Here is a 17,669-nt window from a genome sequence, read left to right as displayed (position 1 = left end):
GCTGCACAATACGCGCGTGTCGTCAGTTGTCCAAGCCCTCACCCTCCGGCATACCGCCCTGGCGCGCGGTGCACGGGCGTTTGCTGGCGCCCTTGTTTTGCAGACGCTGCTGTTGGCCGGCCCCGCCTGGGGCGTCGACGCCCTGACCCTGGGCCGCGACAACGGCCCGGTGGCCCTGACACAGGCGCTGGAATTCTGGGTGGATGCTGGCGGCAAAACCCCGGTGGGAAAAGTCGAAGCCGACGCCAGGCAGTTGCCTTTTGCCGCCATCGTCGCCGATACAAAATACCAGCTGGACGACGCGGCACTCTGGCTGCGCTTTGACGCCACGGTGCAGGACCCCCGAGTGCACTGGAAACTGGAGCTGCCGATGTCCGGCGTGGACAAAATCGCGCTGTATCACCGCGACAGTCTGGGCCGCTGGGTGGTGCAGCAAGCCGGCGACAGCCTGCCCATCAGCGCATGGCCACAGCCTGCCCGTTATCCGATTTTCTCCCTGAGCCATGAAGTCGGGCCCAGCGTGCGTTACTACCTGCGGGTCGAGCACGCGCGCATTCCTTTTTCGGCCCTGCCCCGGGTGCTGAGCGCCGAGCGGGTGACCAGCTCGCGCCAGCTGGAGCACCTGTTCCTGGGCGCCTATTTCGGACTGGCACTGCTGGTGACCGTCCTGGCACTGATCAACGCAGTGGCCTACCGCGACCGTGGTTTTGCAACTTACGCGGCTTACCTCGGCACCTTTGCCGGCTCCCAGGCCGCCTTCAAAGGCCTGGGCGGCCTGTACCTGTGGCCCGAGCTGCCACAGTTCAACAACATCGCGATTGTCCTGCTGCCGCTGCTCGCCGCCGCAGCCGCGCTGTGGTTTGTGCGTACCGTGACCACGCCCGGGCGTTTCTTCCGGGCACTGGACTGGCTGATCCTGGCCTTGATGGGGCTGATACCGGTGGTCGGCCTGCTCGATGCCTCCTTCCCGACGCCCGAAAGTTTTGCGCTCATCAACATTCTGGTCAGCGCCGGCTTGGTGACGCTCCTGATGGTGGTGGGGGTCTCGCTGGTGGAAGGCGACCGCCACGCACGCTGGATAGCGCTGGGATTTTTGCCCATCATTGTCGCCACCCTGTTCCCTCTGCTGCGCAATTTCGGCCTGATGGCCTCAGGCTTTCTGACCCAGAACGCGTTGATTCTGGGCTCGGCCGTCGAAGCTCCGATTCTTTTTTATGGCCTGCTGCGCCGCGTCACCCGGCGCGTAGAACCCTCTGCCCGGGCCAGCAGCTTGCGCACCACCGATCCGCTGACCGGTCTGCTCACCACCCGGCCGCTGCTGGGCAAGCTGCGCCAGGCGCTGAGCACTGCCGAGCGTTACCAGCAGCCCTGCGCGCTGATGGTCATCGACCTGAGCAACCAGGCCAGCCTGCAACTCAAACATGGGCGCGAAACCGGCGACCGGGCCATGGTGCTGGCCGCCGCGCGCATTCAGGCGGTGGCCAAGCAGACCGACACGGTGGCACGCATCGGCGACAGCCACTTTGCCTTGTTGCTGGAAGGCCCCATGACCAGTGACTCGGTGAACCGGCTGGCCACCAAAATCCTGGCGAGCGGCCTGCGAACCACGACTGAATTGCCTGATGCAGATCCGCTGCTGTTCCACATCGCCATCGGTTACCTCGCCGGGCCGGTACGCCTGGCGCCCGAGCGGGCGCAGGCCTGTCTGGACAGCATGATGCAGGCGGTCAAGGAGATGAACGATGGTTCGCGCAAGGCGATACGCCTGATCCAGCTCTGACTTGCAGCATCAAAATGGCCTCTGGCCCTTGTGTGCATTGCGTAAACAGCTATTCAATAGACAGCGATTCGGAATAGCCCGTTCCTACTGAATAAACCCCATGCCCCGTGCCTCCCGCACTTCGGGCTTGATACGGTGCTCGGCCTCGAGCTGGCTCAAAAATTCTTCCGCCGTGAATTCCGCCGCCAGGATATCGGCCTGCCGCCTGACTGCGGCAAAGTCACCGGGGCACAACTGCGCCAGTTTGGCCAGACGCAGGCTGAGGCCGGCATCCAGCAGGCCGGCGTTGCCAGACAGCGCTTCGGTGACAAACATCTTTTCCCGCTGCGCGCCGGTCAGGGGCATGAATTTGATCTTGAAGGTAAAGCGCCGCAAGGCCGCCTGGTCCAGACTTTCCAGCAGATTCGTGGTGCAGACAAAAATGCCGTTGAAACGCTCCATGCCCTGCAGCATTTCATTGACCTCGGTCACCTCGTAGGTACGTTGTGCGCCGCGCCTGTCCTGCAAAAAACTGTCGGCTTCGTCGAGCAGCAACACGGCTTTCTCAGCTTCGGCTTCGGCAAACATCGCCGCCATGTTCTGCTCGGTCTCGCCCACGTATTTGCTCATCAGGTCGCTCGCCTGCTTGATCAGCAGCGGGCGCTCCAGCGCCTTGGCCAGGTGCTCGGCCAGCGCCGTCTTGCCGGTGCCCGGCGCACCGTAAAAACACAGGGTGCCATGGCCACGGGCCTTGAGCGCAGCAACGATGCGCGGCACCTCGAAGCGCGACTCGACGTTGAGCATGGCCAGGTCGTAAGTGGTGACGCTGCGGCGCCCGGCGGCGTCGGCCTTGTTGCCCAGCGCCAGATCGGCGTTTTTAAGTTGCCGCTCGATCAGAGATTCGGTCAACGCGGCCTGGCCACCCGACAGGATGGGAGCCATGCCCAAGCCATCGGCCTCAAAGCCCGGGGTGCTGGCGAGTTTGGCAAAACGTACCGCCGTGCGAATCTGCGCCGGTGTCAGACCCTTGCGCCCGGTGAGTTTGGCCACAAAAGCCTCGCTGACGGGTACGCCCTCCAGTGTCTTGCGCACCAGCGCTTCACGCGCGCCAGGCGGCGGGGATTTGAGTTCCAGGTGGTAGGCAAAGCGGCGCCGGAAGGCCGGATCAATCTGCTCGATGCGGTTGGTGACCCACAGGGTGGGCACGGTGTTGGACTCGAGAATCTGGTTGACCCAGGCTTTGCCGTTGACGGAACCGGTGGCCGGCGCCGCCATCTGGTCCGAACGCGCCAGCAGTTGCGCGGCCTCGCTGGAAATCGCCGGAAACACGTCTTCAACCTCGTCAAACAGCAGGGCGGCATGGGCGCTGCCTTTCAGAAATACCTGGGCAATCTGCAGCGAGCGGTAGCGGTCGCGCCCGCTCAGGGAGTTGCCGTCGCGGTCAGCGTACTCGACCTCGAACAGATCAAGCCCCGCGGCCTGGGCCACCACCTTGGCCAGTTCGGTCTTGCCGGTGCCGGGCGGCCCGTACAGCAGCACATTGACACCGAGCTCCTTGCCCTGCACCGCGTTGCGCAGCAGGGCCACCAGCACCTGCACATCGTCACAGGCAAAGGCAAAATCGGTCAGCCCCAGGCTGCTGCGGTCCACCGGACGGGTGAACACCGCCATCAACTCGTTCTGGTCGCGGTACTCGCGCATCAGGACCGGCGGCAGTTTTTCACTGACCTTCATCAGGTCGGCCAGGTCGGTGATGTTGTGCTCGGAAATGAGGTTTTCAACCATGCCGATACGTTCCAGCCGAGAGCCGGCGCGCAAGGCTTCGGCCACCTCGCTGGCCTTGACGCCAGCGACCTCGGCAATCGCGGCGTAGGCCTCGGGCGCGTTGCTGACCTTGAACTCGACCAGCAAGGAGCGCAAGTCGCGCTGGTAGCGCGCCAGCGTGCCGTAAAGCAGCAGCGCGCGTTCGGCCTGATTGAGCTGCAGCAAATTGGCCAGCGCGGCAATATTCTTTTCAACCAGCGTGGACTGCTTTTTCAGCGCCTGGGTCAACCAGTCGCCGGTGGCGCCCAAGACCGACAGCAGGTCTTTGGGCTGATCCTTGGCGTGTTCGTCGAGGTAAAAAAACAGGGTGCCCTCTTCGTAAGGGCCGCGCCAGGCGCCATGGCGGTTCATGAACTCGGTATCACTCAGCGCCTCGTGGCCGCGCCAGAATTCGTTGTCACGGCAGCGCCGGCCAAGAAATTCCCGCAGGCGCTGCAGCGCGGGCAAGGGCCACACCAGGTGCCGGCCCGACAGCGACAGCAGGCTGTTGAGGTCACGCCGCACATTGAATTTGGCGCCTTGCCGGGCAGCCAGGGTCAGCACAAAATGCGAACACATCAGGTCCAGCACCGGCGCCTCTTCAAGGCCCGGCGACAGCAGCAACTGCCCCTGCTTATCCGCACCCGAACGCTTGCTCATTGAAGGACCTCCGGTCTGGAAGACAACAACCCTTTGCACGTGCCCCTGAAACCCTGTTGGACTTCTGGTGTGCACACACCTCACCATAACGCAGGTTTATGCTTGATGGAAGACGCTAATCCTGAGTACCCGTGTGAATTGCGCCACAAATCCGCGCCACAATCGCCACTTCGCCGAGAGGAACCCATGAACGCGCACACCCCACAACTGCCCGCCTCCCGCCAGGAGGCCCCATGCTTGCGTTGACTGATATTCAGGCCGCCGCCCAGAGGCTGCAAGGGCAGTTGCTGGATACACCTTGCGTGGCCTCCAAAACCCTGTCGCAAATCACCGGGGCAGAGGTTTTTCTGAAGTTTGAAAACCTGCAGTACACCGCCTCCTTCAAGGAGCGCGGCGCGTGCAACAAGCTGGCGCGGTTGTCTGCCGAGGAGGGCCGGCGCGGCGTGGTCGCCATGAGCGCCGGCAACCATGCCCAGGGCGTGGCCTACCATGCGCAGCGTCTGGGCCTGCGCGCGGTGATTGTGATGCCGCGTTTTACGCCCGGCGTGAAAATCGAACGCACACGCGGCTTTGGCGCCGAGGTGGTTCTGCACGGTGACACCCTGGACGAGTCGCGCAGCCACGCGCTTGAGCTGGTCGAACGAGAAGGCCTGGTGTTTATCCACCCTTATGACGACGAAGCCATTGTGGCCGGCCAGGGTACGGTCGGGCTTGAAATGCTGCGAGCCGTGCCCGAGTTGGACACGCTGATCGTTGCGATTGGCGGCGGCGGCCTGATCGCCGGCATGGCTACTGCGGCCAAGGCGATCAAGCCTGGCATTGAAATCATTGGCGTGCAGACCTCGCGCTTTCCGGCCATGGTCAACGCCATCAAGGGTACACACCACCCGCAGGGCAGCAGCACAATTGCCGAAGGCATTGCGGTCGGCACACCGGGGCTGATCCCGCTGGCCATCATCAAACGTCTGGTCGATGACCTGGTGCTGGTGGATGAAGGCGACATCGAGCAGGCCATGGTCATGCTGCTGGAAATCGAAAAAACCCTGGTCGAGGGCGCGGGCGCTGCTGGCCTGGCCGCACTGCTGAAATACCCGGAGCGCTTCAAAGGCAAAAAAGTCGGTCTGGTGCTGTGTGGTGGCAACATCGATCCGCTGCTGCTGGCGGCCATCATCGAGCGCGGCATGGTGCGCGCCGGCCGGCTGGCACGCATCCGCGTCAGCGCACGCGACGTGCCGGGCTCGCTGGCCAGAATCACGGCCACCGTGGCCGATGCCGGCGCCAACATCGACGAAGTCCATCACCAGCGCGCCTTCACCATGCTGGCTGCGCAGAATGTGGACATCGAGCTGGTCATCCAGACCCGGGGCCGCGAGCACATTGGACAGGTGCTGGCCGTGCTGCAGGCCGCCGGTTTTGAAGCGATGGAGCAACACTGATGATGACAATTCAAGCCTTGCAGGCGGCCCTGCCGGAATATTTTGCGCCGTGGGTACAGGCACTTGGCCTGCAGGTGGACGCCTTTGACAGCCAGAGCGTGACCCTGCGCCTGCCGCAAAATGCCGACCTCTCTCGCACCGGCGGCATGCTCTGCGGCCAGGCCATGATGGCGGCGGCCGACACCGCGATGGTGTTGGCACTGATCAATCATTTTGGCGAATTCAGGCCTTGCACCACGGTGCAGATGAGCAGCAGCTTCCTCAAACCCCTGTCGGGTCAGGGTGCGCTGCTCAAGGCCCACGTGATCCGCGCCGGCAAGTCGCTGGCCTTTGGCGAGATCGACATGCTGGGCGCCGACGACGGCAAAAGTGTCAGCCGCTTCACGACCACCTACGCGCTGCTGTGAGGTTTGCCGGGGACCGGTACTGCAACCCGAAAATATCGAAACATGAAAGCGAGTCTTCGCACCCTTGGCGGCGTTGCAACCCTTGCGAAGGCGCACAGCCTTCGCTGCGGCTTGCGCCTTGCCCTGGGCACGAACCCTTCACTTTCATTTAGTTCCGCTACTTTCGGGTTGCAGTACTAGTCAAGAAGGTAAAATCGCGGCTTACTCCCCGTTTGCAGGAACCGCCATGTCTAGCCCAGCCGATCACACCACAAATGCCGCACACAGCAGCCCCACGCCCGCCCAGGAACAGGACATCGTCGAAGCGATTGTTCCGCTGATGCCGCTGGTGCTGCCGGCCGCTGGCGGTGTGTTGATGTTTTTGCTGGCTTTTATTGCCATCTACATGGCTTGAGGCGATTCGATTCGCATGGCCTGGCAGCCATAGTGGCACTCACGACGCCTTAGTTCCGGTAACCTCCGGTGCGCCAGCGGGGCGGCTGACCATGAGGATGCCCACAATAAAGGCTATCAGGTGACCCTCCGGAAACGTCCGGAAATGGCCGCTGAACAGGCTGGTGGCACACCAAGCAAGCACGCACCCAGCCGCCATTTTTCCGTAGATGCTGCCACTCTGAAGGCACGACCGCAGGATGGCAAAAATCAGCGCGAGGAATGTCAGCAAGCCAATCACACCGTTTTCCGCGAGGATAAAAAGGTATTGACTGTGCGGGTCATCGGCCGGTCTGCTTTGCCATCCGCTGTATTTTTCCGCCGCTATGGCACTGTAGCGCTGCTTGAATCCTCCCGTGCCCAGGCCCAGCACCGGATTTTCCCGGATCAGTTCCAGCGTCACCCCGTACAGCAGCACTCTCTTTCCGAGCGACGTTTCCCGGCCGGCAGTGGCGAACTCGCGCGCCTCGGTCACGCCCTGCATCACATGCCGGTGCACGGTGGGCAAGGTATAAAACGAAAATACAGCCAGGCAAGCTGCCGAAATTAGCCCAACCACCACACCCCGAAATCCCCGTCGCATTGCAAAGGCACAAACCGTCAGGACCAGGAACACCACATAGCCGCTTCTTCCGTTCGTCAAGGTGGCGATGTTGATGGCAAAAGCCGCAGCCAGTACACGCAAGGCCCAGACAGCCGCAGGTTTTTGCTGCAGTAAAGAAAACCAGAGCGCGAGAAATGCGCAAAGGGCAAACACCATGCCCTGCGTGACATTGGACCGCAGGAGAAACTGGTTCTCGGAAATCACGCGGCTTACCCAGCGGGGGTCTTGTTGCGAAAACAGCTTCAGCCAGGCTTGAAGCGGAATCATTCCGAGCGCGGATGAAGCGACCAGCGCCAGGGTTGACACCGCCAGAAACGCGATCAAGAACCGCCGTTTTGGCGCGGCGTCTGAAAAGATCAGGACAAGCGGCAGGATGTAGACCATCTTTCGCTCACTGAAAATGTTCTTCAGGGCGTACCGCATGGGCGCATCGGTGTAGCTCAAACCGACAACTTGCCAGGCGATATACAGGCCCATCGTCACAGCGACCGCCAGCGGAAAGTTGCCGGTGTCCAGGTGACGCCGCTGCCCAGGCGCCAGAAGACAAAGAAACAACACGACAAACGCCAGAAATCCCAAGTTCCCCAGCGCGGTGGAGAACAGGTTGGCACAGACCGCAAAGATGGCGGCATTCTGCGTCCACCGGAGCAATCGGGATGGCGCCACCAGAGGCTCGTGGGCGGCGAGCATCACCGGCGGCTTTTCCGCAAACCTGTGGACCGGCTCCCGCGCCTACTCATGCAACCGCCGCCGCCAGAGCTTTTTCCAGCGAAATTGCAGGGCCTGGAACCACAGCGGATGCGACTTGTCCAGCGTGGAGGAAAACATTCCGTTGTGGCTACCTTGCTCCACCACGGGAGGTTCCAGCCAGAACATCGGCGTGGCCAGTGTCCGGTCAATATGCTCAAACGTATGGTCGATCGGCAGCGTGATGCCATTGGTATCAATCCAGTCCAGCCGCCTTTTGGCAGTGGCCAGTGAAACAATGTAGGAGTCGGCAAACTTGCCCTGATTGCGCGGGTAAAGCCATTGGCCAGCGCGAATCTGCTGATGCGGTACGTAGTAATGCCCGCCGCAGCCCAGAAAGGTCACGTGCGGGTCGCCCAGCGCCAGCTCCTCACGCATCAGGCCCTGGAGCGCCGGCAAAAACGCCTTTGAAAGAATCACGTCATCTTCCAGAATCAGCGCGCGGGCGATGTTTCTTTGCACCATCAGTTGATGCGCCTGCCAGTGTTTCAGGGCACACGACTGCTGCGCCGGTGAAAGACCATCGCCGCGGAACAGCCGCTGGCGCAGGGCTTCCGGGATGGCAGGAATGTCGAAGTCGAGCACAAATTCAAAGGGCAGGCCCAGCGCCTGCATCTGTGCCTCAATAAACGCCCGCCTTTCGACATACGGGGTGGCGTGGATGACAAAAATCGCATCCAGCCCCGGTGGCAAAGCCTGGCTGGGAAGCGGCGCGGCTGACGATTCAAGGGGCATGGGAACTCTGGAAGTGGGCAGGGCTGGCAGGTGCGACAGGACCTGCGACTCTGAATTCTAGATGACACGCCGACACGCGCCTGGGCCCGCTCCGGCCTGGATGGCAGCGGCCAAACAACAATTGCCGCCCCGTCACGTCAAAGGCGGATTCTTTTCGTTACATAAATCGAGGCCCATGCTAACCTTTTGCCTACAAGTCTGCAGACAAGCAAGGGTTCACGATGCGCAAAGCTGGCGGATGGGGTTCACTGCTGTGCATGGCCTGCACACTGGCTGCGGCCGCGCCCGCCGATGAGGTCAAGGCCTTGCTGGAACAAGGCAAGGATCGGCAAGCTTACGAGCTCGGCAAGGCGGCGACCGAGGCGCTGGGCACGCCATTGTTTGATTTTTACTTCGGAATTGCCGCACTCAATGGCGGCGTCCCCGGCGAAGGGGTGCTGGCGCTGGAGCGTTATCTGCTCCAGTTTCCCGAGAACCGGTCCGCGCAGTTCCAGCTGGCGCGCGGCTATTTCATTCTGGGTGAAGACCAGCGCGCGCGCGAGGAGTTCTCTGCCCTGGCACCAGGGGCCACCGGTGCCGAGCTGGACAATATCACCCAGTTTCTCGATGCGATCCGCGCCCGCGAGTCGCGTTACAAGCCCACCTCCAGCGCCTTTGTGGAACTCGGCGTCGGTTACGACAGCAACATCAACAGCGGCATCCGCAGCGGCCAAGTGGCTGGCCTGCCACCGGGTTTTATCGTCGCGCCGGGCCAGTCCTCCGAGCGCCAGGCCGACGCGTTCAACAGCGTACTGGCGGGGGTGCAGGGGGCCTACCCGTTTGCACCGGGTATGTCGCTGTATGGCGGCGCCATGCTGATGGCGCGCTCCCATGGTCGCAACCAAAGCGACGTGTTCGATCAGCAGCTGCTGGCGCTACAAGGTGGCGTTTCCGTGCTCGAAGGCCGCAACCTGTACAGACTGGGTGTCGATTTGCTCAAGCTGGGTGTGGACGGGCAGAAGTACCTGTCGCTCAATACCCTGGTGGGTGAGTGGCAATACCAGAACGACCAGTACAACCGCTTTGCGCTGTCGATGCAACATTCCCGGCAGAGCTATCAGAACATCAACAGCTTTCTTGACATCAATAAAACACTGGCCGTCAGCTCCGGCGCCGATATCCGGGACAGCAGCCTGACCAGTATCACCGGCGCCTGGACACACACGCTGGCGCACCGCTGGAACCCGGTTTTTACGACCAGTGTGAATGCAGGCAGTGAAAGAAACCGCAAAAACCGGCCAGATCTGTCCCGCGATCTTTGGGGTGTCCGGCTCGCGGTCACTGCGCAACCATTGCCAAAATGGACGCTGGGCAGTGGCCTGAGTTACCAGGGCAGCCGTTATGCGAGCGACTTTGCCGTCGGCATCCCGGCCCGGCACGACCAGTACTACGCGCTTGATCTTTCGGCTGCTTATGTCTTTGACCGAAACTGGTCTTTACGCGGCGAGTACCAACATGTCGAGCAGCAGGCCAACATCGGATTTTTTGACTACACACGCCGATCATTGGCACTGAAGCTGCGTTACGACTTCAAATAACTGGAGCCCCCATGAAAACCGCCCTGATGGTTGCTTTTCTGTTGCTGCTTGGACAGGGCGCCGCCCGGGCCCAGCCTGCGGGCCGGGTCCTGGCGCTGGCCGGAGAGGCCAGCTTGTCGCGCGCCGGACAGCAGTTGCCGCTGCGGGCGGGTGTCCTGGTGGAAAGTGGCGACGTGCTTGCGGTTGGGGAGCGCAGCGCCTTGCAGGTGCGGTTTACCGACGAGTCGGTGGTTGCCCTGCGGGCCAACAGCCAGTTCCGGATAGAAGACTACCGTTTTGACAAGAACGCTGAGCAAGACCGCTCCGTCATGGGTTTGCTCAAAGGCGGCATGCGCACCATCACCGGACTGATAGGCAAGGCTAACCAGAAAAACTACCTGGTTCGCACCGCCACCTCGACCATAGGCATACGCGGCACCCATTTCACCGTGGTGTCCTGCAGCAACGATTGCCGCAATACCGATGGCACGCCAGGTCCGAACGGCACCTTTGGCGGCGTGACCGATGGTCGCATCACCGTCTCCAACAGCAGCGGCCAGCACGAGTTCGGGCAACAGGATTATTTTCATGTGCCGAGCGCCGATGCGGTGCCGGTGCGGCTTCTTGCGCCGCCCGCGATTCTGAGTGACCGCAGCTCAGGCGCACGCGGGCGCAGCGCGGCGGCGGCCCCGGCTCCCGGATCTGGCAGCACGGCGGCAGGCGGGGAAACCGTGGCCGAAAGCAACTCAAGCACCCAGACCTCCACATCGCCCCAGCTGACGGTGCAAACGGCGCCGGTCACGCAATTGCTGGCACCACTGACCAGCGTTGCGGCCAATGAGCAGCCCAGTGTCTCCAGCGGGGGCAACAACAACCAGATCACCGTCGTCGAAACACGAATGGGCGACGTGAACAAGATCGAAGCCAACGCCAGAAATTACCGCGTGCTGGAACTTCGCAGCGAGGTCTCCGAGGTCAGCGGCATCCTCTTCAATGATTCAGCCTCTCTGGCCGCCGCTTTCCGGTCGATTGGCCGACCCGTAGGCGCCAGTGTGGCCGCTGGGGCTTACTGGATGTACGAGGCGCCAAGCGCCGGCTCCAACACCCGCCTGGGCTCGCACCACGCCTGGGGCGACACACCCCGGATCCAGTTGCCGGGCGCAGGCACCGCGCAATACAACTACGTGGGCGGTACCTCCCCTACCGACAACTATGGCCGGGTTGGCAGCTTCAGCGGCAGCAACCTGCTGATGGACTTCGGCGCCCGGCAAATCAAAACCGCCAGCGCGATGACCATGAGTTTTGGCACCAACGCGCTGCAGAGCACCGCCACCGTCTACGTGATTCCGGCCAATACCACCTGGCAAGTCGGCGGCGGTCCGCACACGCTGGCCGGCACCACCTGCACCACCGGTTGCACCGGCACTACCACTGGCTCCATCAATGGCCGATTTGTGGGCGCGGCATTGCAGGGCTATACCGCAGCCATCACGGTCGGCAACACCCAGCTGACGACTTCCAAGCCGAATGTGGCCGGTAACGTGGCGGCGTTTGCCAAACAGTAATCGCCGGTACCTTAAAGGCTCTGGTTCTGCCGGACTGGCATGACATGCACCGCCTGCGGCGGTATATGCAGATCCAGCACTGCCCCCGCCGCAGCCCCCAGCTGGCGCAGCGCAGCGCTGGACAGGTTCAGCGTCACGCGCTGGCCGGGCAAGGCCAGCGGTACCAGCGTGCAAAGGCTGATTTCACCCAATGGCAACACCTCCGAGAGGGTGCAGCGCAGGGTGTTGCCCGCAAGGCCATCACCTGCCGCCATGGCGATATCCACCAGCTCACCGTTCACCACCCACGAGACCGCGACGCCATCGTCCAGGCGCCCCTTGTCGGGCACCTGTAGCTGCACCGGCGCGCGCTGAGCAGCCTGGGGAGCAGCAACCGCGTCGTGCCAGACCAGTCGGCCAAAACCGGCAGGGTCCTGCGGCTGGTTCTTGAAAAACTGTCCACTGAAATGATTCTGGATACCCACCAGTTCGGCCACGCGTGCATTGCGCGGACTTGCAAAGACGCGCGCCGGGCTGCCTACCTGCAGTGACTCGCCAGCGTCCAGAATCACGACCCGGTCGGCCAGGCGCCGCGCCTCGTTCAGGTCATGTGTCACCAGCACCATCGGGATGGCCACCCGCTGGCGCAGCGCCGCCAGCTCGTGGTACAGGGTCTGGCGCGTGGGCGCATCCACCGCAGAAAACGGCTCGTCCAGCAGCAGCACCTGCGGCTCACGAGCCAACGCGCGGGCCAGGGCCACACGTTGCTGCTGTCCACCCGAGAGCTGCGCTGGCCGGCGTTGTTGCAGCCCGGTCAGCCCCATGCGTTCAAACAAGGCATCCAATGCGCCTGTCGCCCTTTCGGAGCTTGCGGCAATAGCTACGTTTTCGATAGCGGTCAGGTGCGGAAACAAGGCGTAATTCTGAAACACCAGGCCGACACGGCGGCGCTGCGGTGGCAGCCAGCGGCCCTGCGCGCTGTCAAACCAGAGCGCATCGCCCCCCGCGTCGCTGATGCTGACCCGCCCACGCAGGCCCGGGCTTTTGAGCAGCCCGGCCAGCGCACGCAGCACGCTGGTCTTGCCGCTGCCCGACGGACCTACCAGGCACAGCAACTCGCCGGGCTGACAATCAAACTCGGCGTTCAGCCGGATCGGGCCATCGCTGTGAAGAGACACACGCAACATGGGTTCAGCGCCTTAGCGCTCCTGCAAGGGCCGCGCCCTGCCGGCTGCAAACACCAGCACCAGCGCCGCCAGCGAACACAGCACCAGCACCAGCGCCATCACATGCGCCCCGGCCAGATCAAAGGCCTGCACCCGGTCATAAATGGCAATCGACAGGGTCCGGGTTTCGCCCGCGATGCTGCCGCCTACCATCAACACCACGCCAAACTCACCCAGGGTGTGGGCCATGGTCAGCGCGACCCCGGCCAGAAGCCCTGGCCAGACCAGGGGCAGCTCTATCTTCCAGAAAGCCCGCCAGGGGCTCAGACCACAGACCCAGGCGGCTTCCCGCAGGCTGACAGGAATGGCAGCAAAGGCGCGCTGCAAGGGTTGCACCATGAAAGGCAGGTTCACCAGCAGGCTGGCCAACAGCAAGCCCTCAAAACTGAACACCAGGCGGAGATTGAAACTGCGGGCCAGCCAGGCACCCACGGGTGAGCCTTGTCCCAGCGTGGACAGCAGGTAGAAGCCGACCACAGTGGGTGGCAGCAGCAAGGGAAGCATCAGCAGCGCCTCCACCACCGGCCGCCCGCGCCAGGCCGTGGTGGCCAGCCAACGCGCCAGCCACAGGCCAAGGGGCAGCAACAAGGCCGCCGTGCACAGCGCCAGCACAAAGGAAACGCGGGCCGCCTGCCAGTCCATGTTCAGCGCACCCACCGGGCGGCAGGGCGCGCACACGCCCGCCCCAGCCCGGAGGCGAGGCGCTCAACGGTCGGTAGGGCAAGTGGACTTTCAGCGGTCATCTTCTTCATGGGGTTTTCTTCGGCCCGGAAACTGGGCAACAAAAGCCAGGGGGACGGCTCAGACTGTACCGCGAAGCCCCGCGCCGGGGCGCACTGCGACGCGGACTGGATGGCAGAAGCCATTTTATGGAGCCAATTCGGCCTTTAGCCTTTATGCAGCCTGCACAAGCAGCTATTGATTCAGGAGCGTTTTATCGCTTCAGCGAAATCCGTACCGCGCCAGCACAGCCTTGGCATCCGGCGATTGCAGAAAATCATGGAAGGCCCTCGCGCCAGGGCCGGCATTTTTGAGCAGCACCATGCGCTGCCGGACAGGCCCGTGTAGCGCATCGGAGATCAGCACAAAACGCGTGCGCGCCGCCACCTCTGGCGCCAGCGCCAGCGACAGCGCGGTGATGCCCGCCTCTGCCGCGCCGGTGCTGACAAACTGCGTGGTCTGCGCAATGTTGTCGCCCAGCACCAGCCGTCCTTGCAGCCCGGGCCAGAGGGCCTGCATCTGCAAGACCTGCACCGCCGCCTTGCCGTAAGGCGCGAGCTCAGGGTTGGCAATGGCAAATTTACGCACCTCGGACAACCCGGCCTTGAGCCCGCTCAGCCCGGGGTCCAGCACCAGACGCGAACCACTCGGCACCAGCAGCACCAGGCGGCCCGTGGCGTAGACCACGCCCCGGTCCTGCGTCAGCCCGGCATCGGCCAGGCGAAAAACAAAGTCTTCATCGGCCGATAAAAACAGCTCTGCCGGCAGCCCTTGCTGGATCTGCCGGACCAGCGTCGCCGACGAGCCCAGTGTCAGGCTGACGCGGGCTCTGTGCCCACGCTCGAACAGCGGCACCAGCTCGGTGAGTGCCGACTGCATATTGGCGGCCGCCGCGACCAGCACGGGTTTCGGCGAGGTATAGGCCTGGGCCAGAACCGGGCCAGCCAGCGCCAGAAGCAGCGAGACAGCAACCAGCCTGAAGCGGCGTTTTGCGCCCATCATCTGCATACCCATGATCCAACCCGCCATCTGAAAACTTCATTATTGCGGCATTCGACCTATGCACGTCACGACTGCCTGAACCGCGAAATGGGCTATGCATAACCTTATGCAGGTTATGCATGGACTTTGCCTGTAACCAGCCGGTAACCGACAGCGATCTTCATAAAATGGACCTACTGGCCGACCCGTGGAAGCCGAAAAAACAATCCATCCACTGTTTTTTCTGGCGCAGCGCCGCAGCATATCCCGGCTGTGGCCCCGCCCGCCGCCCGGGGTTTGTCTGATGTCAGTTGGTGCCCCGCTTTCGAGCCGTTGCGGCTGGACGCCGGGCCGCAAGCAGCGCCATTTCGACAGATGTCTCGATGCCACAGCCATTGCCGCACTGCGCTGCCTGCCATCCGACATTTATCGAAATCACGCTTTTTAACTTTGGAGCCTTTCGATGAACCACCCCGCGATGCAAGGATTGAACCTCAATGCACCGAGCTACGTCAGGAATGCCCGGCTGATTGCCTGGGTGGCCGACATGGCCGCCCTGTGCAAACCCGACACCGTCTACTGGTGCGATGGCAGCGAAGCCGAATACCAGCGCCTGTGCCAGCAACTCGTCGATGCAGGTACCTTCACCAAACTCAATGAGGCCAAACGGCCCAACAGTTTTCTGGCACAGAGCGACCCAACCGATGTGGCGCGCGTCGAAGACCGTACCTATATCTGCTCGGCCAATAAGGAAGATGCAGGCCCGACCAACAACTGGATGGACCCCGCACAGATGCGCGCCACGCTGGCGCCGCTGTTTGATGGTTGCATGCAGGGCCGCACCATGTATGTGGTGCCTTTCAGCATGGGCCCGCTGGGGTCGCCCATCGCCCACATCGGCATCGAGTTGTCGGACAGCCCCTATGTGGCGGTCAACATGAAAATCATGACACGCATGGGCAAGCCGGTGTTTGACGTGCTTGGCGTCAACGGCGAGTTTGTGCCCTGCGTGCATACCGTGGGCGCGCCGCTGGCCGCCGGCGAGAAAGACGTGAAGTGGCCTTGCAACAAGACCAAATACATCGTGCATTACCCCGAAACGCGCGAGATCTGGTCTTACGGCTCCGGTTATGGCGGCAACGCGTTGCTGGGCAAAAAGTGTTTTGCGCTGCGCATCGCCTCCAACATGGGGCGGGACGAAGGCTGGCTCGCCGAGCACATGCTCATTCTGGGTGTCACCAACCCACAGGGTAAAAAATACCATGTGGCAGCGGCCTTTCCCTCGGCCTGCGGAAAAACCAATTTTTCCATGCTGGTCCCGCCGGCCGGTTTTGACGGCTGGAAGGTCACCACCATTGGTGACGACATCGCGTGGATCAAACCCGGCTCTGACGGCAAGCTTTACGCAATCAACCCCGAAGCCGGTTATTTTGGCGTGGCCCCTGGCACCAACTTCCACACCAATCCGAACTGCATGGCCAGCCTGGACAAAAACGTCATCTTCACCAACGTGGCGCTGACCGACGATGGCGATGTGTGGTGGGAGGGCATGGAAAAGGACAGCGGCAGCCTGCCGGCGCACCTGATCGACTGGCAGGGCAAGGACTGGACGCCGCAGATCGCCAAGGATACCGGCGCCAAAGCGGCCCACCCGAACGCCCGCTTCACGGTGGCCGCCATCAACAACCCGGCGCTCGACAGCGCCTGGGACGATCCCAAAGGAGTGGCGATTGACGCCTTTATCTTCGGCGGCCGGCGCTCCACCACTGTGCCGCTGGTGACCGAAGCGCGCAACTGGGTCGAAGGTGTGTACATGGCCGCCACCATGGGGTCCGAGACCACGGCCGCCGCCACCGGCCAGGCTGGTGTGGTGCGTCGTGACCCGTTCGCCATGCTGCCTTTTGCCGGCTACAACATGAGCGACTACTTCCAGCACTGGCTGAATATGGGCAAAAAGCTCGCCGCCACAGGCGCTGCCCTGCCCAAAATCTACACCACCAACTGGTTCCGCAAGGGCGCAGACGGCAAATTTGTCTGGCCCGGTTATGGCGAGAACATGCGCGTGCTCAAGTGGATGATCGACCGCATTGAAGGCACCGGCAAGGGCTCTGAGCACCTTACCGGCGTGAGCCCGGCTTACGAAGACCTGAACTGGACCGGGCTGGACTTCAGTGCCGAACAGTTCAACACCGTCACCAGCATCGACAAGGCCGCCTGGGTCAAAGAGCTGGAGTTGCATGCCGAGCTGTTCAAACAACTCGAACACCACCTGCCTAAAGAGCTGGGGGAGACAAAAGCCGCGATTGAGCGCCGCCTGGCTGCCTGACCGGCAAGAAGAAGCAGGAAGAGTTTCGTTGTGGCGCATGATCTGCGCCACGCCGGACCCGTACCCGGCAAGCCGCTGGAATGAAAAAAGCCACCTGACCCGGTGGCTTTTTTGCTTGATGCGACAGGCGGCTGTTCAGATGCGGTAGCTGGGGTATTGGCGCAGCACACGCCCCAGGTCCCATTTGATGCGGGAGGCGGGTTTCTGCGACGACGTCGGCACAGTGGGGCTGGCAGCTTCTAGCGCGTCAGTGACGTTTTCACGGCGTGCGATGGCCACTTGCAGATCGGCCATGACACGCGGGTCCGCCCTGGCGGCTTCCCAGAGCCGCACATCGGCCCTGGCCTGAGCGATTGCATTTGACCAGGCGTTCAAGCTTTGCACCGCACGGGCCGCAAGGCGGCGGGCTACACCGGCAAACAGGGCCAAAGCGGCGAAGGCGATCGCCCAAAGCGCAATCCAGATCACCAGCAAATGGCCTTCGGCGACACTGTCCATCACCTGATAGGCCACCACCGTGGCTGCGGCCACCATGGCCGCCAGCAGCAGGGTCGCCAGGCCGCGGGCGCCAGAGACTTGCTTCTTCAGGTGCCCGGCAGCCGCCAGTGCTGACTCGACGCGCACAACGCCAGGATGTTCGGCGGGATATTTGACATTGACAAAGCTGGTCATGGTGGTTCCCCTGATTGAGTGCCGCCACCGATATTGGCTGGGCACAGGGGAATATTAGGGT

The 17,669-nt window shown here is 62.6% G+C and carries 14 protein-coding genes; 7 read left to right on the top strand and 7 right to left on the bottom strand.

What is annotated here, in order from left to right:
- The first annotated feature begins 16 nt into the window (after positions 1-16).
- Entirely contained in the window at positions 17-1,780 is a 1,764-nt protein-coding gene (locus Q8L50_RS08515) for a diguanylate cyclase (protein WP_305348236.1), read from the top strand.
- A gap of 84 nt (positions 1,781-1,864) precedes the next feature.
- On the opposite strand, the gene Q8L50_RS08510 is transcribed toward Q8L50_RS08515, so the two are convergent.
- Positions 1,865-4,222 (bottom strand): ATP-binding protein, encoded by a 2,358-nt coding sequence (locus Q8L50_RS08510; RefSeq protein ID WP_305348235.1) that lies wholly within the window; start codon positions 4,220-4,222, stop codon positions 1,865-1,867.
- A gap of 233 nt (positions 4,223-4,455) precedes the next feature.
- Here Q8L50_RS08510 and Q8L50_RS08505 point away from each other — a divergent pair, with 233 nt between their 5' ends.
- The 3 genes from Q8L50_RS08505 (at position 4,456) to Q8L50_RS08495 (ending at position 6,459) form a co-directional block, all read left to right on the top strand.
- Positions 4,456-5,658, top strand: a complete 1,203-nt coding sequence (locus Q8L50_RS08505; protein ID WP_305348234.1) for a threonine ammonia-lyase — start codon at positions 4,456-4,458, stop codon at positions 5,656-5,658.
- A complete protein-coding gene (locus tag Q8L50_RS08500) occupies positions 5,658-6,065 on the top strand; it encodes a PaaI family thioesterase (RefSeq protein ID WP_305348233.1) in 408 nt (135 codons plus the stop codon). The genes Q8L50_RS08505 and Q8L50_RS08500 overlap by 1 nt, the downstream gene beginning before the upstream one ends.
- Positions 6,066-6,291: 226 nt before the next feature.
- Positions 6,292-6,459 carry a hypothetical protein gene (locus tag Q8L50_RS08495; protein WP_305348232.1) on the top strand — a complete coding sequence of 56 codons (168 nt, stop codon included), beginning with the start codon at positions 6,292-6,294 and terminating at the stop codon, positions 6,457-6,459.
- Positions 6,460-6,498: 39 nt separating this feature from the next.
- Here the strand turns inward: Q8L50_RS08495 and Q8L50_RS08490 are convergent, their stop codons facing one another.
- Both Q8L50_RS08490 and Q8L50_RS08485 read right to left on the bottom strand, forming a co-directional pair.
- Positions 6,499-7,791 (bottom strand): O-antigen ligase, encoded by a 1,293-nt coding sequence (locus tag Q8L50_RS08490; protein ID WP_305348311.1) that lies wholly within the window; start codon positions 7,789-7,791, stop codon positions 6,499-6,501.
- Between the two features lie 42 nt (positions 7,792-7,833).
- Entirely contained in the window at positions 7,834-8,583 is a 750-nt protein-coding gene (locus Q8L50_RS08485; RefSeq protein ID WP_305348231.1) for a glycosyltransferase family 25 protein, read from the bottom strand.
- Positions 8,584-8,804: 221 nt separating this feature from the next.
- Here Q8L50_RS08485 and Q8L50_RS08480 point away from each other — a divergent pair, with 221 nt between their 5' ends.
- Both Q8L50_RS08480 and Q8L50_RS08475 read left to right on the top strand, forming a co-directional pair.
- Entirely contained in the window at positions 8,805-10,160 is a 1,356-nt protein-coding gene (locus tag Q8L50_RS08480; protein WP_305348230.1) for a hypothetical protein, read from the top strand.
- Positions 10,161-10,171: 11 nt separating this feature from the next.
- Positions 10,172-11,704, top strand: a complete 1,533-nt coding sequence (locus Q8L50_RS08475; RefSeq protein WP_305348229.1) for a FecR family protein — start codon at positions 10,172-10,174, stop codon at positions 11,702-11,704.
- Between the two features lie 11 nt (positions 11,705-11,715).
- Here the strand turns inward: Q8L50_RS08475 and Q8L50_RS08470 are convergent, their stop codons facing one another.
- From Q8L50_RS08470 to modA, 3 genes are all read right to left on the bottom strand, one after another.
- On the bottom strand, positions 11,716-12,870 hold the full coding sequence (locus Q8L50_RS08470; protein ID WP_305348228.1) for an ABC transporter ATP-binding protein: 1,155 nt from the start codon (positions 12,868-12,870) through the stop codon (positions 11,716-11,718).
- Between the two features lie 12 nt (positions 12,871-12,882).
- On the bottom strand, positions 12,883-13,587 hold the full coding sequence (gene modB / locus Q8L50_RS08465; protein ID WP_370869768.1) for a molybdate ABC transporter permease subunit: 705 nt from the start codon (positions 13,585-13,587) through the stop codon (positions 12,883-12,885).
- Between the two features lie 264 nt (positions 13,588-13,851).
- Complete coding sequence (gene modA / locus Q8L50_RS08460; protein WP_305348227.1) at positions 13,852-14,658, bottom strand: molybdate ABC transporter substrate-binding protein; 807 nt, start codon at positions 14,656-14,658, stop codon at positions 13,852-13,854.
- Between the two features lie 415 nt (positions 14,659-15,073).
- Here modA and Q8L50_RS08455 point away from each other — a divergent pair, with 415 nt between their 5' ends.
- Complete coding sequence (locus Q8L50_RS08455) at positions 15,074-16,936, top strand: phosphoenolpyruvate carboxykinase (GTP) (RefSeq protein WP_305348226.1); 1,863 nt, start codon at positions 15,074-15,076, stop codon at positions 16,934-16,936.
- A gap of 135 nt (positions 16,937-17,071) precedes the next feature.
- Here the strand turns inward: Q8L50_RS08455 and Q8L50_RS08450 are convergent, their stop codons facing one another.
- Complete coding sequence (locus tag Q8L50_RS08450; protein WP_305348225.1) at positions 17,072-17,608, bottom strand: hypothetical protein; 537 nt, start codon at positions 17,606-17,608, stop codon at positions 17,072-17,074.
- Positions 17,609-17,669 lie beyond the last annotated feature (61 nt).

This window comes from Polaromonas sp. (assembly GCF_030680935.1).
Taxonomy (GTDB): Bacteria; Pseudomonadota; Gammaproteobacteria; order Burkholderiales; family Burkholderiaceae_C; genus Polaromonas.
The sequence above is the reverse complement of the archived record's forward strand: the minus strand, read 5'-3'. Positions and strand labels throughout refer to the sequence as shown.